The organism is Streptomyces solicavernae (assembly GCF_029968095.1).
In the GTDB taxonomy this organism is placed as follows: domain Bacteria; phylum Actinomycetota; class Actinomycetes; order Streptomycetales; family Streptomycetaceae; genus Streptomyces; species Streptomyces solicavernae.
Genome location: NZ_JASCIR010000033.1, coordinates 21465 through 40189, shown reverse-complemented (window position 1 = coordinate 40189; position 18725 = coordinate 21465). Strand labels below are relative to the sequence as shown.

General features: G+C 71.2%; 16 protein-coding genes. 6 read left to right on the top strand and 10 right to left on the bottom strand.

Going from position 1 to position 18725, the window contains the following annotated elements; genetic code table 11:
• Positions 1-80: 80 nt before the first annotated feature.
• Positions 81-611: an alkyl hydroperoxide reductase gene (locus tag QIS99_RS27070; protein ID WP_282516295.1), complete on the bottom strand. Its 531-nt coding sequence runs from the start codon at positions 609-611 to the stop codon at positions 81-83.
• A 20-nt stretch (positions 612-631) separates the two neighbouring features.
• A complete protein-coding gene (locus QIS99_RS27065) occupies positions 632-1186 on the bottom strand; it encodes a peroxiredoxin (RefSeq protein WP_282516294.1) in 555 nt (184 codons plus the stop codon).
• Positions 1187-1431: 245 nt separating this feature from the next.
• On the opposite strand from QIS99_RS27065, the gene QIS99_RS27060 reads away from it, so the two are divergent.
• Positions 1432-2418 carry a LysR substrate-binding domain-containing protein gene (locus QIS99_RS27060; protein ID WP_282516327.1) on the top strand — a complete coding sequence of 329 codons (987 nt, stop codon included), beginning with the start codon at positions 1432-1434 and terminating at the stop codon, positions 2416-2418.
• A 109-nt stretch (positions 2419-2527) separates the two neighbouring features.
• On the opposite strand, the gene QIS99_RS27055 is transcribed toward QIS99_RS27060, so the two are convergent.
• Together QIS99_RS27055 and QIS99_RS27050 are read right to left on the bottom strand one after the other, a co-directional pair.
• Positions 2528-2809, bottom strand: coding sequence for a hypothetical protein (locus QIS99_RS27055; RefSeq protein ID WP_408909646.1), 282 nt, complete (start codon positions 2807-2809; stop codon positions 2528-2530).
• Positions 2755-3705 carry an SPFH domain-containing protein gene (locus QIS99_RS27050; protein WP_282516292.1) on the bottom strand — a complete coding sequence of 317 codons (951 nt, stop codon included), beginning with the start codon at positions 3703-3705 and terminating at the stop codon, positions 2755-2757. The genes QIS99_RS27055 and QIS99_RS27050 overlap by 55 nt, the downstream gene beginning before the upstream one ends.
• Before the next feature lie 304 nt (positions 3706-4009).
• Here QIS99_RS27050 and QIS99_RS27045 point away from each other — a divergent pair, with 304 nt between their 5' ends.
• Positions 4010-6382, top strand: a complete 2373-nt coding sequence (locus QIS99_RS27045) for a transglycosylase domain-containing protein (RefSeq protein WP_282516291.1) — start codon at positions 4010-4012, stop codon at positions 6380-6382.
• Between the two features lie 97 nt (positions 6383-6479).
• Here QIS99_RS27045 and QIS99_RS27040 read toward each other — a convergent pair whose 3' ends face one another.
• The 4 genes from QIS99_RS27040 to QIS99_RS27025 all read right to left on the bottom strand — a co-directional run bounded on the left by QIS99_RS27040 (position 6480) and on the right by QIS99_RS27025 (position 11888).
• A complete protein-coding gene (locus QIS99_RS27040; protein WP_408909648.1) occupies positions 6480-8606 on the bottom strand; it encodes a SpoIIE family protein phosphatase in 2127 nt (708 codons plus the stop codon).
• Between the two features lie 385 nt (positions 8607-8991).
• Complete coding sequence (locus QIS99_RS27035; protein ID WP_282516289.1) at positions 8992-9663, bottom strand: class I SAM-dependent DNA methyltransferase; 672 nt, start codon at positions 9661-9663, stop codon at positions 8992-8994.
• A 132-nt stretch (positions 9664-9795) separates the two neighbouring features.
• Complete coding sequence (gene fomD / locus QIS99_RS27030; protein WP_282516288.1) at positions 9796-10458, bottom strand: cytidylyl-2-hydroxypropylphosphonate hydrolase; 663 nt, start codon at positions 10456-10458, stop codon at positions 9796-9798.
• A gap of 23 nt (positions 10459-10481) precedes the next feature.
• Entirely contained in the window at positions 10482-11888 is a 1407-nt protein-coding gene (locus QIS99_RS27025; RefSeq protein ID WP_282516287.1) for a class II fumarate hydratase, read from the bottom strand.
• A gap of 115 nt (positions 11889-12003) precedes the next feature.
• Here QIS99_RS27025 and QIS99_RS27020 point away from each other — a divergent pair, with 115 nt between their 5' ends.
• Entirely contained in the window at positions 12004-13557 is a 1554-nt protein-coding gene (locus tag QIS99_RS27020; RefSeq protein ID WP_282516286.1) for a ricin-type beta-trefoil lectin domain protein, read from the top strand.
• Between the two features lie 72 nt (positions 13558-13629).
• Here QIS99_RS27020 and QIS99_RS27015 read toward each other — a convergent pair whose 3' ends face one another.
• The gene (locus QIS99_RS27015) at positions 13630-15339 is read right to left on the bottom strand and encodes a fumarate hydratase (RefSeq protein ID WP_408909645.1); all 1710 of its coding nucleotides are present in this window, start codon (positions 15337-15339) and stop codon (positions 13630-13632) included.
• A 171-nt stretch (positions 15340-15510) separates the two neighbouring features.
• Here QIS99_RS27015 and QIS99_RS27010 point away from each other — a divergent pair, with 171 nt between their 5' ends.
• Together QIS99_RS27010 and QIS99_RS27005 are read left to right on the top strand one after the other, a co-directional pair.
• Positions 15511-16224: a DUF1707 SHOCT-like domain-containing protein gene (locus tag QIS99_RS27010; RefSeq protein WP_282516284.1), complete on the top strand. Its 714-nt coding sequence runs from the start codon at positions 15511-15513 to the stop codon at positions 16222-16224.
• A 136-nt stretch (positions 16225-16360) separates the two neighbouring features.
• Positions 16361-16750 (top strand): WhiB family transcriptional regulator, encoded by a 390-nt coding sequence (locus tag QIS99_RS27005; RefSeq protein ID WP_282516283.1) that lies wholly within the window; start codon positions 16361-16363, stop codon positions 16748-16750.
• 81 nt (positions 16751-16831) lie between these two features.
• Here QIS99_RS27005 and glpX read toward each other — a convergent pair whose 3' ends face one another.
• On the bottom strand, positions 16832-17863 hold the full coding sequence (gene glpX, locus QIS99_RS27000; protein WP_282516282.1) for a class II fructose-bisphosphatase: 1032 nt from the start codon (positions 17861-17863) through the stop codon (positions 16832-16834).
• A 192-nt stretch (positions 17864-18055) separates the two neighbouring features.
• Here glpX and QIS99_RS26995 point away from each other — a divergent pair, with 192 nt between their 5' ends.
• The gene (locus QIS99_RS26995; RefSeq protein ID WP_282516281.1) at positions 18056-18568 is read left to right on the top strand and encodes a DUF4245 domain-containing protein; all 513 of its coding nucleotides are present in this window, start codon (positions 18056-18058) and stop codon (positions 18566-18568) included.
• Positions 18569-18725: the final 157 nt, after the last annotated feature.

Below are 18725 nucleotides of genomic sequence, written 5' to 3'. Positions count from 1 at the left end.
GGGCGGGGTGGGGAACGACAAAGCGGCCCCCGCCCTGATCGCGTCAGGTGGGGGCCGCTTCGTACAGCCAACGTGCGGCGTTACGCGAGGACTTCCTCGGCGTCGAGCGTCGCGCCGACCGCCTGGAGGACGGCCGCGATCTTGACCGCCTCCTGGATCGTCTCGCGGTCGACACCCGCCTTGCGGAGCACCTGCTCGTGCGAGTCCAGGCACATCCCGCAGCCGTTGATCGCGGACACGGCCAGCGACCACAGCTCGAAGTCGACCTTGTCGACGCCGGGGTTGCCGATGACGTTCATCCGCAGGCCGGCGCGCATCGTGCCGTACTCCGGGTCGGAGAGCAGGTGACGCGTCCGGTAGAAGACGTTGTTCATCGCCATGATCGCCGCCGCGGACTTGGCCGCGGTGAACGCCTCCGGCGACAGGTTCGCCTTCGCCTCCGGCTCCAGCTCGCGCAGCACGCGCGGCGAGCGCGAGGTGATCGCGCAGGCGAGGACCGTGCCCCACAGCTGCTGCTGCGGCAGATCGGAGTTGCCGATGACCGAGCCGAGGTTCAGCTTCAGGTCCTTGGCGTAGTCCGGGACGGCGGACTTCAGGTCGTCGAGTGCCATGTCAGATCAGATCCCTTCCGTCACTCGCCGGAGAGCAGTGCGACCGGGTCGAGGGTGTCCTCGCCCTTCGACCAGTTGCAGGGGCACAGCTCGTCGGTCTGCAGGGCGTCGAGGACCCGCAGGACCTCCTTCGGGTTACGGCCCACGGAACCGGCGGTCACCATCGAGAACTGGATCTCGTTGTTCTGGTCGACGATGAACACGGCACGCTGCGCGAAGCCGTCCTCGCCCTCGACGCCGCAGTCGCGCATCAGCTCGTGCTTCGAGTCGGCCAGCATCGGGAAGGGCAGGTCACGCAGGTCGTCGTGGTCCTTGCGCCAGGCGTGGTGCACGAACTCCGAGTCGCCGGAGACACCGAGGATCTGGGCGTCGCGGTCGGCGAACTCGTCGTTCAGCTTGCCGAAGGCGGCGATCTCGGTGGGGCAGACGAACGTGAAGTCCTTCGGCCAGAAAAACACTACGCGCCACTTGCCCTCGTAGGACTTGTGGTCGATCTGCGCGAACTCGTTGCCGCTCTCCAGCGACACACAGGCGGTCAGGTCGTACGTGGGGAACTTGTCACCGACAGTGAGCACGCGCTCTCCTTGCGAGGTTCGGAGGCTCCCTTGTGAGGGTCCTCCAGAGGGTTGGACTGACGCCGATCCTGGCACGAACTGCATTGATCGCGGAAATAGCTAGACTTGGTCATGTTGATCGGAGGTGGTTATCAGTGACCGTTAGTAAAGAGACCGGTAGCAAAGAGACCGGCAGTAAAGAGACCGGTAGCAAGAGGAGCGGAGCAGGCAGGCGCAGTGCCGCGCGCGGCGGGAAGCAGCCCACCCTGGCGCAGCTGCGTGCCTTCGACGCCGTGGCCGAGCATCTGCACTTCCGGGACGCGGCCGCGGCGATCGGCATGAGCCAGCCCGCGCTGTCCGGGGCCGTCTCCGCCCTGGAGGAGGTGCTCGGCGTCCAGCTCCTGGAGCGCACCACGCGCAAGGTGCTGCTCTCGCCCGCGGGGGAACGGCTCGCCGCCCGCGCCACGGACGTACTGGAGGCGGTCGGCGCGCTGTTGGAGGAGGCCGAGGCGGTGCGCGGGCCGTTCACCGGGACGCTGCGGCTCGGCGCGATCCCGACCGTCGCCCCGTACCTGCTGCCGACCGTGCTGCGCCTTGTGCACGAACGCTATCCGGAGCTCGACCTCCAGGTGCACGAGGAGCAGACCGCCTCGCTCCTCGACGGACTGCTCGGCGGGCGGCTCGACCTGCTGCTGCTCGCCGTCCCGCTCGGCGTGCCCGGGGTGACCGAACTCCCGCTGTTCGACGAGGACTTCCTGCTGGTCACCCCGCTCGACCACTGGCTCGGCGGCCGCGAGGGCATCCCGCGCGAGGCGCTGCGCGAGCTCGACCTGCTGCTCCTCGACGAGGGGCACTGCCTGCGCGACCAGGCCCTCGACATCTGCCGGGACGCGGGCCGCGCGGACGCGCCGGTGACGACGACCGCGGCCGGGCTCTCCACGCTCGTGCAGCTGGTGGCGGGCGGGCTCGGGGTGACGCTGCTGCCGCGTACGGCGGTCAAGGTGGAGACCAGCCGTTCCAGCCAGCTGCTCACCGGGTCCTTCGCCGAGCCCGCGCCCACCCGCAGGATCGCCCTCGCGATGCGGACGGGCGCGGTGCGCTCCGCGGAGTACGAGGCGCTGGCCGCGGAGTTGCGCGGGGCGATGTCGGCGTTGCCGGTGCGGGTTCTTCAGGGGCGCGGGGGGGAGTGGCTGAACAGGGGCGCGGGGGAGGTGCCCCGTAAGGGGCGCGGGGAACTGCGCGCTCAGCCATGAACGGCCCGCACCCGCCGATGATGCGCACCCGACAGACGCGTCTGCCACCTTCGTGCCGTTGCCGGGTGCCGCCCGTCGTGGGTTGCTCGCGCAGTTCCCCGCGCCCCTTTCAGGGCGCCTTCGGCGGGCGGCCCCTGCGAGGCATCGGCCTGGCCTCGTTCGGCAGGCGGCCCGCCTCCGACAGCGCCCTGCGCAGCAGGTACTCGATCTGCGCGTTCGTGGACCGCAACTCGTCCCCGGCCCAGCGCGCCAACGCATCGTGCACCGACGGATCGAGCCGCAACAGCACCTGCTTGCGCTGCTGTTGCGGCTTCCGGCCCGGCGAGGGCTCCTCGCTCACTGGTACAGCGACCCGGTGTTGAGGACCGGCTGGGCCGCGCGGTCGCCGCACAGCACCACCATCAGGTTGGACACCATCGCCGCCTTCCGCTCCGAGTCGAGCTCCACGATGTCCTGCTCGGTGAGCCGGTGGAGCGCCGCGTCGACCATGCCGACCGCGCCGTCCACGATCTGCCGCCGCGCCGCGACCACCGCACCGGCCTGCTGGCGCTGCAGCATCGCCGAGGCGATCTCCGGGGCGTACGCGAGGTGCGTGAAGCGGGACTCGATGATCTGGACGCCGGCCGCCTCCACGCGCGCGTGCAGCTCGACCGCCAGCTTCTCGGTGATTTCCTCGGCGTTGCCGCGCAGCGAAAGCCCGGTCTCGTCGTGGGCGTCGTAGGGGTACTCGATCGCGATGTGGCGTACGGCCGCCTCGGTCTGCGTCGAGACGAACTCCAGGAAGTCGTCCACCTCGAACGTGGCCTGCGCGGTGTCCTCCACCTTCCACACGACGACCGCGGCCAGCTCGATCGGGTTGCCGTACGCGTCGTTGACCTTGAGGACGGCCGTCTCGTGGTTGCGGACCCGGGTGGAGATCTTCGTACGGGACGTCAGCGGGTTGACCCAGCGCAGTCCGTCCGTACGGATCGTGCCGCGGTACCGCCCGAAGAGCTGGACGACCCGGGCCTCGCCCGGCGCCACCATGTTCAGCCCGCACATCGCGAGGAACGCGGCGACGGCGACCAGGATGCCGCCGACGATCAGGGCGGCCTTCGCGCCCGCCGGGCCGGCGGTGGTGGCGAGCACCACGAGGCCGGCGCCGGCGGCCAGGCCGAGCAGGCCGAGGAGCAGGGCGAGGCCGCCGCCGATGGAGTGCGCGGCGAACTCGCGGACGCCGGGCTCGGGCATCTCGGGGGCGTCGGCGGGCGTGTGGTCGAGGGTTGGTGTGCGGTCGGGCGTGGTCATCGCTGTCCCCGTTTCTCTGTGTGCTTCTGCGCTGTGTCCAGCAGTGAGTGCTGTAGATGCTCTCAACAGTGAATCAAAGTGCTAACACTTTAATGCGCTGCCCCACTCCCTGCCAACCCATCCGTTGCCAAGCCTCCACACCACCCCAGGGCAACCCTTCGTACGCCCGGCGAGTCGGTTCCCATGGGGCAGGTGCTGATTGTCACGTCCGGAAAAGGCCGGATCAGCAGTCCTTTGTCCGCATGGCCGGTGTTAGCTTCATGAGCTGACCCGGGGGAGCCGAACTGACTGGAGCGACGGAGCAATGGGCCGAGCGGAAGCGAGACGAGCGCGGCAGCGCGGCGGGGAACGCCGGGCGGCGGCGCGTTCGCAGTCCGATGGCATACGCCCCCGTGGCGCCCGCCGGGCCGCCAGGGGCAAGGGCGGTGGCAAGGGCGGCATCCGCCGCTTCTTCACCTGGAAGCGGGTCCTCGGCACCCTCTTCGGGCTCTGCCTGCTCGCGATGGGCGGCTTCGTCGCGCTGTACGTGCTGGTCCCGGTGCCGGTGGCCAACGAGCAGGCCCAGCAGCAGAGCAACGTCTACAAGTACGCGGACGGCAGCCTGATCACCCGTACCGGCGAGGTGAACCGCGAGATCGTCGGGCTCGACCGGGTGCCGAAGGACGTGCAGAAGACCTTCGTGGCCGCGGAGAACAAGACCTTCTACAAGGACCAGGGCATCGACCTCAAGGGCACTGCCCGGGGCGTCTTCAACACCCTCACCGGCAAGGGCAAGCAGGGTGGTTCGACGATCACCCAGCAGTACGTCAAGAACTACTACCTGAACCAGGACCAGACGGTCACCCGCAAGCTCAAGGAACTGGTGATCTCCCTCAAGGTCGACCAGAAGCAGAGCAAGGACGAGATTCTCGCGGGCTACATCAACACCAGCTACTACGGCCGCGGCGCCTACGGCATCCAGGCCGCCGCCCAGGCCTACTACGGCATCGACGCCGAGGAGCTGACCGTCGAGCAGGGCGCCTACCTCGCGGCGCTGCTGCAGGCCCCCAGCCAGTACGACTGGGCCGTGGCGTCCCCGGCGAGCAAGAAGCTGGTCGAGGAGCGCTGGAACTACGTCCTCGACAACATGGTCGAGGAGGACTGGCTGGACGCAGGCGAGCGGTCCGGCATGAAGTTCGACAAGCCCGACAAGCCCAAGCCGGAGGCCGGCAAGGCGGGCCAGGCCGGATACCTGGTGGACGCGGCCGACCAGCAGATCGTCGCCGAGCTGATGCGCCGCGGCGACACCCGCGACGACGCCGAGGCCAAGCTCAAGGCGGGCGGCTGGACCGTCACCCTGAACATCGACCCGGAGAAGCAGAAGGCCCTCCAGAACGCGGTCGACGCGCAGCTCAACGACAAGCTGGACACCGACGAGCGGAAGGTCGACGCCGCCGTGCAGGCCGGTGTGGTCTCCGTGGACCCGAAGACCGGCGCGGTCATCGCCCTCTACGGCGGCGAGGATTACCTCAAGCACTACCAGTCCAACGCGACCCGCGACGACTACCAGCCCGGCTCCACGTTCAAGCCCGTGATCCTCGCGTCCGCCCTGGAGAACGACGCCACGACGCAGGACGGCACCCCGATCCGCGCGGGCACGGTGTACGACGGCACCAGCGGCCGTCCGGTCGAGGGCGGCGAGAAGCCGTACGCCCCGCCGAACGAGGGCAAGAAGGACTACGGCGACATCACCGTCCAGCGGGCCATGGACCACTCGGTGAACTCGGTGTACGCGCAGATGGGCGCCGACGTCGGCATGGACCGGGTCGCGCAGACCGCCTCCGACCTGGGCATGCAGAAGATCACCACGGAACCGGCGATGACGCTCGGCTCGATGGGCGCGAGCCCGATGGAGATGGCGGGCGTCTACGCGACCCTCGACAACCACGGCAAGAAGGTCACCCCGTCCATCCTGAAGTCGGCCACGCACAAGGACCGCGAGAAGGTCCAGCCGGAGCCGCTGGGCGAGCAGGTCGTGCAGCGCACCACCGCCGACTCCGTGACCTCCGTCCTGCAGGGCGTGGTCAACGACGGCACCGGCTCGGTGGTCGGCTCCGGGCGGTACGCGGGCAAGTACGAGGCCGCGGGCAAGACGGGTACGTCGGACAACAACGTCTCGGCCTGGTTCGCGGGCTACACCCCCGAAATGGTCACCGTGGTGGGCATGTTCGGCGAGGCGCCCGAGGGCGGCGGCGGCCTGAAGCGGCCCGGCGGGGCCCCGGCGGGCTCCGGCGACCACGTCTCGCTGGCCGGCGCGGGCGGCGACGGCAAGATCCACGGCAGCGGCTTCCCGTCCCGGATCTGGGCCGCGTACACGCTCGGCGCCCTGAACGGCGGCTCGGACGCGGAGTTCGACCTCGATACGGACATGGGGGCGGGCGTGGAACCGCCGCCGTCCGCGACGACGGAGCCTGAGTCGGCCGACCCGACTGAGACGCCCTCGGCGCCGCCGACTTCTCAGGACCCGACGACGGCTCCGCCTTCGACGGCGACGCCTCCGACGGACGGTCCGACGACCGTGCCGCCGACGACAGGCCCGACCGGCCTCCCGACCAGCCCGGCCCCGTCCGGCTCCTGGACCATCCCCACGGAGCCGGGCGAGGAGCCGGGGAACCCTGACCGGCCGGCGCGGGAGTAGGGGCCCCGGCAGGGGCGCGGGGCTGTGACATGTGCGGCTCCGCCGCGGGGCGCGGCCCGCCACGACGGCGCAGCAGCCGGACAAACGGCCTGAGACCTCAGCCCCGGTTCAGCTCGAACCACACCACCTTGCCGGTCGACAGCCGCGTCGCCCCCCACCGCCGGGCCAGCCGGTTGACCAGGTACAGGCCGCGCCCGCCCTCGTCCGTGGCGCGGGCCTGCCGCAGCCTCGGCAGCTGCGGCACGTCGTCCCCGACCTCGCAGCGCAGCACATCCGTACGGAGCAGCCGCAGCGTGACCGGCCGCGACGCGTACCGCACCGCGTTGGTCACGACCTCGCTGACCAGGAGCTCCACCGACTCCGTCAGGTCCTCCAGGTCCCAGGCGGCAAGGGCGCGACGGGCCAGCCGCCGGGCCCGGCCGGGCGCGGAGTCCTCCGGGTCGAGCTGCCAGTACGCGACGTCGCTGGGCGCGATCCCGTCGAAGCGGGCGGCGAGCAGCGCGATGTCGTCGTCCCGGTCGCCCGGTCCGAGCATGTCGAGCACCTCGTCGCAGAGCGCTTCGAGGGGCGGCGCGTGGTCCGGGCCGGTCAACTCGGCGGTCGCGGCGAGCCGTTCCCGCAGCTGCTCGATGCCGGTCCACACGTCACGGAGGCGGGACTCGACCAGGCCGTCGGTGTAGAGCAGCAGCGTCGCGCCCGCCGGGGCGTCCAGCTCGACGGCCTCGAAGTCGACCCCGCCGACGCCGATCGGCGCTCCGGCCGGTACGCGCAGCACCTCCGCGCGCCCGCCGATGTGCAGGAGCACGGGCGGCGGGTGGCCGGCGTTGGCGATGGTGATGCGGTGCGCGACCGGGTCGTAGACCGCGTACAGGCAGGTCGCCATGCGGTCGCTGCCGAGGCGCTGGGCCTGTTCGTCGAGGTGGTGCAGGACCTCCTGCGGGGGCAGGTCGAGCCCGGCGAGGGTCTGCGCGGTGGTGCGGAGCTGGCCCATGATCGCGGCCGAGGTCATGGAGTGGCCCATGACGTCCCCGACGACCAGGGCGACGCGGCTGCCGGGCAGCGGGATCGCGTCGTACCAGTCGCCGCCGACGCGGGCGGTCTCGGCGGCCGGGAGGTACCGGCTGGCGAGGCGGACGCCGGTGGGCTGCGGCAGCGTCTCGGGGAGCATGGTGCGCTGCAGCTCGTCCGCGATGTACGCCTCGCGGCCGTAGAGCACGGCCTTGTCGATGCCGAGCGCGGTGTGCGTGGCGAGCTGCGCGGCGACCAGCTGGTCGTCCTGCTCGAACGCGGCGCGCTCCGGGCGGCGCAGGAACACGGCCGCGCCGATCACCCGCCGCCGGCCCCGCAGCGGGGCGAGGATCGCCCGCCGGCCCTCGGGCAGCGTGTGCTCGTCGCCGAGGAGTTCGGGCAGCGCGGCGCGCGCGGCGGGGGTGTCTCCGAAGACCGGCCGGACCCCGCGAAGGACCTCGGCGAGAGCACCGCCGATCTGCACCTCGCACAGCTCGGCGGCGTTGGGCTCGCCCCGGCTCCAGCGCAGCTGCAGGGTCGGCGTCGGGTCGGGCTGCGCCGGCAGCGGGGGCAGCAGGACGCCGCCGTCGGACACCGTGTCGTCCAGCTCGTCGGGTATCCGGTCGGTGCGGCGCAGGCGCAGCACGACGGGGCCGACGGGCCGCTCGTCGCCGACCGGGAGCGGGTCGCGGAGGTAGACGAGGATCGCGTCGGAGAACGTGGGCACGGTCGCCCGGCACAGGCCCATCACGATCTCGTCGAGGTCTATGCCGCGGGCGATCCGCCGGGTCGCGGCGCCCACGAACCGCAGCCGGTCCCCGCCGTGCCGGGCCGCGCCGCCGCCGTCGCCGGACGGGGGCGCGGGCGGTACGGGCGGGGCGGGCGGCAGTCCGTCCGCCCGGACGTCGGCGGGTACGGCGGCGGGTACGGCGGCGGAGGTGCCGGGGTGCGCGGAGGGCTCGGGGTGCGTGGCGGGGCCGAGGCTGCCGCCGCTCTCGCCGCTCTCGCCGCCCGAACCGCCCATCCGGGCCGGGGGCACGGGCAGCGGGCCGGGGCGCGGGCGGTGCGCGTCCGGTTCGGGGGTGTCGGCGGGGCCGGTCTTGCGGTGCTCGCCGTCGTCGCCGGGCTGGTTCCGGGGACCCTGTGGCGGTAAGGCGGCAGCGGTCCGGGGCGGCGCGCTGGAGTGCCCGTCGGCCGCGGGGTGCGGGTTGGCCATGGGCTGCCCTTCGCCCAAGGGCTGCCCCTCGCCCAAGGTCTGCCCCTCGGCCACGGCCTGCCCCTCGGCCGCAGCCTGTCCGTCGGCTCCCGTCGGCAGGCCGGTCACGGGCGGCCGGTCGGTTCCGGGGAAGTCCGTGCCGTCGCCGTGGCCCGGCCGGTCCGGTCCTTCGGCGGAGTCCGGGGAACGCAGCAGCGCCCCGCGGGGGTCCGCGGGGTTCGGCCGGGCAGCTCTTGGCTGCCTGCCCTCGTGGGAGGTGGGGTGCTCCGTCACGCCTTTTGAATCCGTCCGTCCGGGGCTGCGCGCGGCGCGCGCCGAGATGTGGTGCCGTCGGTGCCGTCGTTGGGGGTGGTGGGCTCGGTGGGTCCGGTGCCGTCGATGTGCCTCACGCGCGGCGGCAGTTGAGGAACAGCTGGTGCTCGGGTGGGGCGTCGGGTCCGGCCGGTTCGTACGCGTACGCGTCCTCCCCGGCGATGTCCAGACCCGCGGCGCGCACGGCCTCGCGCAGGGCGTCCCGCCGGAAACCCGATACCCGGATCGTCCGGCCGAGGAACGGGATCGCCGTGTCGTCGAGGTCGGCCTCGACCATCGACAGCGAGAGCAGGCCACCGGGGCGAAGCAGCGAGCGCAGCAGCGCGAGCGCGTGCGGGATCTCCGCGCGCGGCAACATCAGCAGCGTGAAGAAGCAGGTGATGCCGTCGAACGTGCCGAGGCCGTCCGGCCCTTCGGCGCGCAGCGCGGCGAGGTCCCGCTGATGGAACGCGCCCTCGGGCACCCGCTCGCGCGCGAGGTCCAGCATGGTGCGGGACAGGTCCACGCCGACCACGGTGTGCCCGGCGTCCACGAGCTGCCGCGCCGTGGGGACGCCGGTACCGCAGCCCACGTCGAGGACCCGGGAGCCGGGCGGCAGCGTCTTCGCCAGCCACTCACCTGTGGCGAGCTGGCCCTCCTTGTGCGGGAAGGCCTCGTCGTACCGCGCGCCGATGGCGTCAAAGGCCTCGGCCTGCCCGGTACGGTCCGGCGCGGCGCCGCCGTACCCCTCGTACCCTTCGCTCACGTCACTGCCGCCCCTCGATGACGTACGGTCAGAAAGTTCGAAGGCCTGGTCAGTTGCCCTCGCTCCGCGCCGCACTACGCGCCCTTGTGGACGACGATCCTACGTTTGGACCATGGGGGCGCAGCAAGGGTCTCATGGGGACACATGCGCGGGCGTACGATCCCAGTCCACCGGCAGGAACGGCACATTCCACTCCGGATCGGGACGCCACTCCTCCCAGCCGGAGGTGTACGGCGGCCCCCACGCCTCGATCGACTCGACCGCCGCCCGGCCCGCCGAGCGCACCGCGCGGGCCTGCCGGGCGCTCATCAGGCCGTCCCGCTGGGCCTGTGCGAACTCGTCCTCGTCGTGCCAGCGCCAGCTGCGGTCCGGGCGCACGGAGATGTCCAAAAAGTGGTCCTGCGAGTCCACCCCGCCCGCCCAACGGGTACGCGGCTCCTCCAGGTTGACGTACCAGCTCCGGAACTTCCATCCGGGCTCCCAGAACAGCCACACGGACCAGGGCTCGCCGGGCCGCGCCAGCTTGAGGACGCCGGTGCCGAACCAGCGCTCGCGGTGCACCGTGCGGGGCCTGGTGTAGCGGGTGGCCAGCGGCTCCTCGTGGACCGAAGTGCCGTCCGCGAGGACAGGTTTGACGCATTCCGTGCCCGGCGCCAGCCAGACGGCGAGCAGTTCGTCGGTGTCCTGCACGACGGTGACGGGACGGCAGATGTGGAAGCGGGGGCTCGCGTTGTCCCGGTACCGCCACAGGACGGGGGTGCCGGGGGCCCAGTGCCCGCTCGTCTTGTGTGTCATGCACGGATTTTAGTGCGGTGCCGTCACGGGTGGGTCATCCGCAGGACGTCCAGGGCCTCGTCCAGCTGCTTGAGGGTGAGGTCGCCGCGTTCCACGTACCCCCCGTCGAGGACGACCTCGCGAATCGTCCGCCGCTCCGCGATCGCCCGCTTGGCGACCTTCGCCGCCTCCTCGTACCCGATGTACTGGTTCAGCGGCGTGACCACGGACGGCGACGACTGAGCGTACTCGCGGGCGCGTTCGGCGTTGGCGGTGATGCCGTCGACCGTGCGGTCGGCGAGCAGGCGGGACGCGTTGGCGAGGAGCCGGACCGATTCCAGTACGTTCTTGGCGAGCACCGGCAGCATCACGTTCAGCTCGAAGTTGCCCGCCGCGCCCGCCGTGGCGACCGTCGCGTCGTTGCCGACGACCTGCGCCGCGACCATCAGGACGGCCTCCGGGATCACCGGGTTGACCTTGCCCGGCATGATCGACGAACCGGGCTGCAGATCGGGCAGGTTGATCTCGGCCAGACCGGTGCGCGGGCCCGAGGCCATCCAGCGCAGGTCGTTGGCGATCTTCGTCAGGCCGACCGCGATCACCCGCAACTGCCCGCTGGCCTCGACCAGTCCGTCCCGCGCCCCCTGCGCCTCGAAGTGGTCCCGGGCCTCGGTGAGCGGCAGGCCGGTGGCGCGGGCGACCTCGGCGATCACGGCGGCCGAGAACCCGGCCGGGGTGTTGATGCCGGTGCCCACGGCCGTGCCGCCGAGCGGGAGTTCGGCCAGGCGCGGCAGCGCCGACCGCAGCCGCTCCACGCCGTACCGCACCTGCGCCGCGTACCCGCCGAACTCCTGGCCCAGGGTGACGGGCGTGGCGTCCATCAGGTGCGTACGACCGGACTTGACGACCTCGGAGAACTCGGCGGACTTGCGCTCCAGGGACTCGGCGAGGTGGTCGAGCGCGGGGATCAGGTCACGCGTGACGGCGGCGGTGGCGGCGATGTGGATGGAGGAGGGGAAGACGTCGTTGGACGACTGGGAGGCGTTCACATGGTCGTTGGGGTGGACGTCCCGGCCCAGGCGTTCGGTCGCGAGGGTGGCCAGGACCTCGTTGGTGTTCATGTTGGACGAGGTGCCGGAGCCGGTCTGGAAGACATCCACCGGGAAGTGCTCGTCCCAGCGCCCCTCGGCCACCTCTTCGGCCGCCTCCCGGATGGCCCGCGCCCGGTCCGCGTCCAGCACGCCGAGCTCGGCGTTGACCTTCGCGGCGGCGCCCTTGATGCGGGCCAGGGCCTCGATGTGGGCGCGCTCCAGGCGCTGTCCGGAGACGGGGAAGTTCTCCACGGCGCGCTGCGTCTGGGCCCGCCACTTGGCGTGCGCGGGGACGCGCACCTCGCCCATGGAGTCGTGCTCGACGCGGTACGCGGTCTCGTCCGTGCGGTCGTTCGTCATGTCCGTACGCCTCCGAAGTCGCTCTGAAAGTTGAGCACTTGTCTTGTTCGGCCTATTCCCCTCGGCCCTACCGCCGAGTAAATACCGGGGGTAACAGCGAACCCGGGGAGGCAGCATGCACCGAACGCAGCGCGCAAGACCCAGACCCAGGCTCACCATCCGGCGGAACGCCGTCGCCGTCCTGGCGGCAGCGGCGGCGGCCGTGGCCGGACTCCATGTTCCAGCCGCCCACGCCGCGCCGTCGGCCGCCACGCCCTCGCCGAAGAAGCCGGCTGCCGCACCCCTGCCGCCGGAACTGGAGAAGATCCGCGCCGCCGAGGCGACGAAGCTCTACGGCGACCCGGCCGAGCGCCCGCTCGCCGAGCGGAAGTCGGCCCTGATCTCACTCGGCGACAGCGAGATCTCCGGCGAGGGCGTCGGCACGTACGAGCCCGGCACCAACGGCCCCGACAACTGGTGCCACCGCTCGCCGGACGCCGCGATCCACCGCACCGGCATCGCCGCCGACGTCACCTACAACGTCTCCTGCTCGGGCGCCTCCACCGCCAACATCCGCATCGGCGGCAGCAAGCAGTACGCGGACGAGCTGGTGCAGAGCGACAGCCTCGCCGTGAAGGCCCGCAACACGAGGATCAAGATGGTGCTGCTGGTCGCGGGCGCCAACGACGACCTGCAGTTCGGGCCCGTCATGACGGACTGCGTCACCCGCTACCTGCTCAGCCAGGGCCCCTGCGAGCCCAAGTACGCGCCCGGCTGGCAGTCCCGCGTCGACGCTCTCGTGCCCAAGGTCGAGCAGACCGTGCGCGACCTGCGGACCGTGATGCGCGACGCCGGGTACGCGGACGGCGCGTACCAGCTCGTCGTCATGGGCTATCCCAGCCCGATCGGACCGGACTTCCGCGACAACCCGGACTTCCCCGGCAAGCTCGCCTGCGGCGGCATGGGGTACGACTCCGACACCGTGTGGGGCCGCAACGCCGCCGTGCCCGCCTTCGAGCGCGGCATCCGCGAGGCCGCCGCGAACACCGGCGCCACCTACCTCGACAACTCGCGGCTCTTCCACGGCCACGAGGTCTGCATGCAGAGCACCTGGGCGCGCGGCCTCTACATCGACCTCTCCAAACCCGGCCTGCCGGACGAGAACTCGCTGCGCCAGTCCTTCCACCCCAACAGGGCCGGCCACGCGGCCTTCGCCTCCTGCCTCACGCAGCTCTACGAGTCCGGGGCGCGCGAGGCGAGTTGTGCCGACGTCAACTCCTCGGGCGAGCCGGAGCTCGTCCCGTACGCCTGGGACGACGTCTTCAAGCCACTCAGGAACGCGGCCACCGGCACCTGCCTGGACGTCGACGGCGCGCAGAGCGCCAACGGCACCCGCGTCCTCGGCTGGGACTGCCACGACGGCCGCAACCAGAACTGGTGGTACGACGCCGAGCACGGCACCGTGCACACCGAACTCACCCAGGACCGCTGCCTGGACGCCAAGTCGGTGACGGCGGGCACGGACCTGGTCCTGTGGAACTGCCACGGCGGCGCCAACCAGCGCTTCGTACGCGACGGCCCGACGATCCGGCCTGCCTCCGCGACCGGGCTCTGCCTCACGCTCGCGGGCGCGCGGGAGCCACTGCGCCTGCGGGCGTGCGACGGCTCGGCGAGCCAGCGGTTCGCCTGAGCCTGAGCGTGCACGGGCGCCGTACGGACCGACTGCGGTCCGTACGGCGCCCGTTGAACGTGCCGGCGGGTGTTACGCGAGGCCGGGTCCGCGCACCGGAATGGACGTGAACGTCGGCTCCGGCGCCGGATTCTGGAAGAAGTCGTTGCCCTTGTCGTCCACGACGATGAACGCCGGGAAGTCCTCGACCTCGATCTTCCAGACGGCCTCCATGCCGAGCTCCTCGTACTCGACGACCTCGACCTTCTTGATGCAGTCCTGCGCGAGACGGGCCGCCGGACCGCCGATCGAACCGAGGTAGAAGCCGCCGTGCGCGTCGCACGCGTCCGTGACCTGCTTCGACCGGTTGCCCTTGGCCAGCATCACCTTCGAGCCGCCGGCCGCCTGGAACTGCTCCACGTAACTGTCCATGCGCCCGGCCGTCGTCGGGCCGAAGGAACCGGAGGCGTAACCCTCGGGCGTCTTGGCCGGACCCGCGTAGTACACCGGGTGGTCCTTCAGGTACTGCGGCATCTCCTCGCCCGCGTCCAGGCGCTCCTTGATCTTGGCGTGCGCGATGTCGCGGGCCACGACCAGCGGGCCGGTCAGGGAGAGGCGGGTCTTCACCGGGTACTTGGCGAGCTCGGCGAGGATGGTGTCCATCGGCTGGTTCAGGTCGATCTTCACCACGTCGGACTCGGAGTCCTCGGACAGGTGCTCGTCCGTCGTCTCCGGCAGGAACCGCGCCGGGTCCGTCTCCAGCTGCTCCAGGAAGACGCCCTCGGCGGTGATCTTCGCGACGGCCTGGCGGTCCGCCGAGCAGGACACCGCGATCGCGACCGGGCAGGACGCGCCGTGCCGCGGAAGGCGCACCACGCGCACGTCGTGGCAGAAGTACTTGCCGCCGAACTGCGCGCCGATGCCGATCTTCTGTGTCAGCTCGAAGACCTTCTCCTCCAGCTCCTTGTCCCTGAAGCCGTGGCCGAGCGCGGAACCCTCGCTCGGGATCTCGTCCAGGTAGTGCGCGGAGGCGTACTTGGCGGTCTTCAGGGCGTACTCGGCGGAGGTGCCGCCGACCACGATCGCCAGGTGGTACGGCGGGCACGCGGCCGTACCGAGCGAACGGATCTTCTCCTCCAGGAACTTCATCATGGAGGCCTCGTTGAGGACCGCCTTCGTCTCCTGGTAGAGGAACGACTTGTTGGCGGAGCCGCCGCCCTTCGCCATGAAGAGGAACTTGTAGGCGCCGCCGTCCGTCGCGTACAGCTCGATCTGCGCCGGCAGGTTCGAGCCGGTGTTCTTCTCGTCCCACATGTTCAGCGGGGCCATCTGCGAGTAGCGCAGGTTCAGGTTCTGGTACGCGTCGAAGATGCCCTTGGACAGCGACTTCTCGTCCTCGCCCGCGGTGAGCACGTTCTGGCCGCGCTTGCCCATGACGATCGCGGTGCCGGTGTCCTGGCACATCGGCAGCACGCCGGCCGCCGCGATGTTCGCGTTCTTCAGCAGGTCGAGCGCCACGAACTTGTCGTTGCCCGACGCCTCCGGGTCGTCCACGATGCGGCGCAGCTGCGCGAGGTGGGCCGGGCGCAGGTAGTGCTGGATGTCGTGGATGGCCTCTTCGGCGAGCTTGCGCAGCGCCTCCGGCTCGACCTTCAGGAACGTACGGCCGTCCGGCCCCTCGGCGGTGGAGACGCCCTCCGAGGTCACCAGGCGGTACGGGGTGGTGTCCTCGCCCTGGGGGAGCAGATCGGTGTACGCGAACGCTGGGCGGGTTGGGGGGGAAGTATGCGGCATCTCGCCCATTCCTCTTTCGGCCGGGTAGCAGCTGGCATCCGTTGGCAGCGCCAACCAGCGTAGAACCTGGCGGCGCGGGCGGGTCTGTGAGGTAAGGCTCAGTTCGTTCCCCCGCATCGTTGCCCGCATCGTTCTCCCGTACGGCTGTCGCGATCTATCGCGTTTGGGTACGCTGGTGGGGTGGACCTCGAAAAGCGCCCCCAGCAGTCCGCCCCGGCGGCGGAGCCCACCGGCCTGCGCGCCTCCGACGCCGACCGCGACCGCACGGCGGACATCCTGCGCGAGGCGCTGGCCGAGGGCCGCCTCACCACGGAGGAGCACGCCGACCGCATCGAGGGGGTGTATGGCGCCAAGACCCTCGCCGAACTGGAGCCCTACGTAAGGGACTTGCCGGGCGAGCACCAGTCCCGCCCGGCCCCCGCGCCGTACGCCACCGCGCACGCCCCGGCGCACTCCGGCGCGCCCCTGCCCGGCACGATCCCCGCCGATCCCGACGAGAACCTGGTGGCGGTCCTCAGCAGCACCACCCGCAAGGGCCGCTGGCGCGTGGGCCGCAGAACGCACGCGTACGCGGTCTTCGGGAGCGTGGAGATCGACCTGACCGAGGCGGTCTTCGAGTACCCCCAGATCGTCATCAGGGCCTGGTCGGTCTTCGGGAACGTCGAGGTCAGAGTCCCGGAGAACATCACGCTGCGCGGCACCGGCAGCGGCGTCTGCGGCAACTTCGAGGTGGACACCCTTGAGGCGGAGGACCCCCAGGCGCCGGTGGTCTTCATCGACGGCTACTCGGTCTTCGGCAACATCGAGGCCAAGCCCAAGCGCGGCAAGCTGATCGCGGACCTGCACAAGTACATCGGCCGGTCCACGGCCAGGCATCTGCGCAAGCACCTCTGACGGCGTCAACCTCCGTGGGCGGGTGGGAAGTTGAGCCGGTCGACGCATGGGAACTCAGTGCATAGGGCCGCGTACAGCGGGTAGGGACGGTTCGTCGCCTTCTTCTCGCTCGCGAAGCCGTCGTCAGGAGTAGACCGTGCTGCAAACGCCGCATCAGTCCCTGCAGGTCGCTGCCGTTCCGGCACAGCGAAGTCAGGGGCAGGAGGGCGCCCCGGCACGGGACCAGGACGTGCCCTGGCACTCCGACGCGGTCTGCCGCCGGGACGAGGCGGGCCTCTTCTTCGCCCCCTCCAAGGAGCCCACAGCCGCCCGCCTGGCCCGCGAAGAGGCCGCGAAGCGGGTCTGCGCCCGCTGCCCCGTGATGGTCGAGTGCCGCGAGCACGCCCTGCTCCAGCCCGAGCCGTACGGAGTGTGGGGCGGGCTCACCGCCGCCGAGCGCCGTGTGGTCCTCGCCCGGCGCCGGCGCCGCGACATGGAGCTGAAGAAGGCGGCCCGCGCGGCGGACGCGATAGCGGCGGCCGGCTGACGAGGCCGGTGCGTACGCGAACGGGGTGCCCCTCCGCACAAGGGACACCCCGGTCGCTTCGTATCAGCCTGCCTTGAGGTGCTACTTCGCGCGGTCGAAGTCGATGGCGCTGTAGGCGCGCAGCTTCTCCAGGCGGTGCGTGGAGTCGATCTGCCGGATCGTGCCGGACTTCGAGCGCATCACCAGGGACTGCGTGGTCGCGGTCTCGGCGCGGTAGCGCACCCCGCGAAGCAGCTCGCCGTCGGTGATGCCGGTGGCGACGAAGAACACGTTGTCGCCGGAGACCAGGTCGCCGGTGTACAGCACCCGGTCCAGGTCGTGCCCGGCGTCCAGGGCGCGCTGCTTCTCCGCCTCGTCCTTGGGCCACAGCTTGCCCTGGATGGTGCCGCCCAGGCACTTGATGGCGCAGGCCGAGATGATGCCCTCGGGCGTACCGCCGATGCCCATCAGGAGGTCGACGCCGGTGCCCTCGCGGACCGCCATGATCGAACCGGCCACGTCGCCGTCCGAGATGAACTTGATCCGGGCGCCCGTCTCGCGGATCTCCTTGACGATGCCCTCGTGCCGCGGCCGGTCCAGGATGACGACGGTGACGTCCTCGGGCGCCGAGCGCTTGGCCTTCGCGACCCGGCGGATGTTCACCGACACCGGCGCGTTGATGTCCACGTAGTCCGCGGCTTCCGGGCCCGTGACCAGCTTGTCCATGTAGAACACGGCCGACGGGTCGAACATCGCGCCGCGGTCGGCGGCGGCGAGCACGGCGATCGCGTTCGGCATGCCCTTGGCGTTCAGGGTGGTGCCGTCGATCGGGTCGACGGCGATGTCCACCTCGGCGCCGGTGCCGTCACCGATCCGCTCCCCGTTGAACAGCATCGGGGCCTCGTCCTTCTCGCCCTCGCCGATGACGACGACGCCGTTCATCGAGACGGTCGAGACGAGGGTGCGCATCGCGCGTACGGCGGCGCCGTCGGCACCGTTCTTGTCGCCGCGGCCGACCCACCGCCCGGCGGCCATGGCGGCGGCCTCGGTGACCCGGACCAGTTCCAGGGCGAGGTTGCGGTCGGGGGCCTCGGGCGAGACCTCCAGAGCGGACGGCAAGTGATGCTCGGTCATCGGAGCGCACCTTTCTGATACGACCAGCAGGCCGCGCCCGAAGTGCCGAGCGGCGGTGGCGGGCGTCGGGTGGGCGGCCGAGGAGGGTGTGGTTCGCACTCTATCCGGAGGCCGACAAATTGAGCAGTGGCCCCCACGCATGAGCAGACGGGGCACCTGCGACGATGGGGGCGTGGCAGGGAGATGGAGGGCGTGGCAGGTATGAGAGGCACCAAGACGCTTCGGGACATGGTGCTGTCCCTCGCGGTGATCGGCGCCGTCGTGGCGGTCATCTACGTCTTCATCCCGCACGACGAGTCCCAGAACCCCGTCAAGGCGGTGAGCTACGACGTCGAGCTGGCGACGGCCCAGCGCGCGGCCACCTACCCAATCCTCGCGCCCGAGGGCCTCGGCAAGGGCTGGAAGGCGACCTCGGTCCGCTTCGACGGCGCCGAGCAGGACCACTGGCACCTGGGCTTCCACGGCCCGGACGACCAGTACATCGCGATCGAGCAGTCCACCGAGAAGACCCCGGTCTTCGTCGACGACGTCACCCGTGGCGCCGAGGAGACGGCCCGCAGCGAGCGGATCGACGGCGCCACCTGGACGCGCTACGAGGGCGAGACGTACGACGCGCTCGTGCGCACGGAGAAGGGCGCGACGACGGTGGTCACCGGCTCCGCCACGTTCGCGCAGCTCGCGGAGATGGCCGGGGCGCTGAAGTGATGCGGGCATGAAGCGGACGTCGTGACTGACTCAGGTGTGAAGCGGACGTCGTGACTGGCGCAGGCGTGAAGCGGACATCGTGACTGGCGCAGGCATGAAGCGGACATCGTGACGCAGACGTGCAGGGGCCCCGGCGACCACTGGAACTCAAGTGATC

Bases quoted from the DNA above. Each gene is read 5' to 3' on its own strand.
- QIS99_RS27070 (WP_282516295.1), bottom strand. From the start codon at position 611: ATGGCACTCGACGACCTGAAGTCCGCCGTCCCGGACTACGCCAAGGAC.
- QIS99_RS27050 (WP_282516292.1), bottom strand. From the start codon at position 3,705: ATGACCACGCCCGACCGCACACCAACCCTCGACCACACGCCCGCCGAC.
- QIS99_RS27045 (WP_282516291.1), top strand. From the start codon at position 4,010: ATGGGCCGAGCGGAAGCGAGACGAGCGCGGCAGCGCGGCGGGGAACGC.
- QIS99_RS27040 (WP_408909648.1), bottom strand. From the start codon at position 8,606: ATGGCCAACCCGCACCCCGCGGCCGACGGGCACTCCAGCGCGCCGCCC.
- fomD (WP_282516288.1), bottom strand. From the start codon at position 10,458: ATGACACACAAGACGAGCGGGCACTGGGCCCCCGGCACCCCCGTCCTG.
- QIS99_RS27025 (WP_282516287.1), bottom strand. From the start codon at position 11,888: ATGACGAACGACCGCACGGACGAGACCGCGTACCGCGTCGAGCACGAC.
- QIS99_RS27020 (WP_282516286.1), top strand. From the start codon at position 12,004: ATGCACCGAACGCAGCGCGCAAGACCCAGACCCAGGCTCACCATCCGG.
- QIS99_RS27015 (WP_408909645.1), bottom strand. From the start codon at position 15,339: ATGGGCGAGATGCCGCATACTTCCCCCCCAACCCGCCCAGCGTTCGCG.
- glpX (WP_282516282.1), bottom strand. From the start codon at position 17,863: ATGACCGAGCATCACTTGCCGTCCGCTCTGGAGGTCTCGCCCGAGGCC.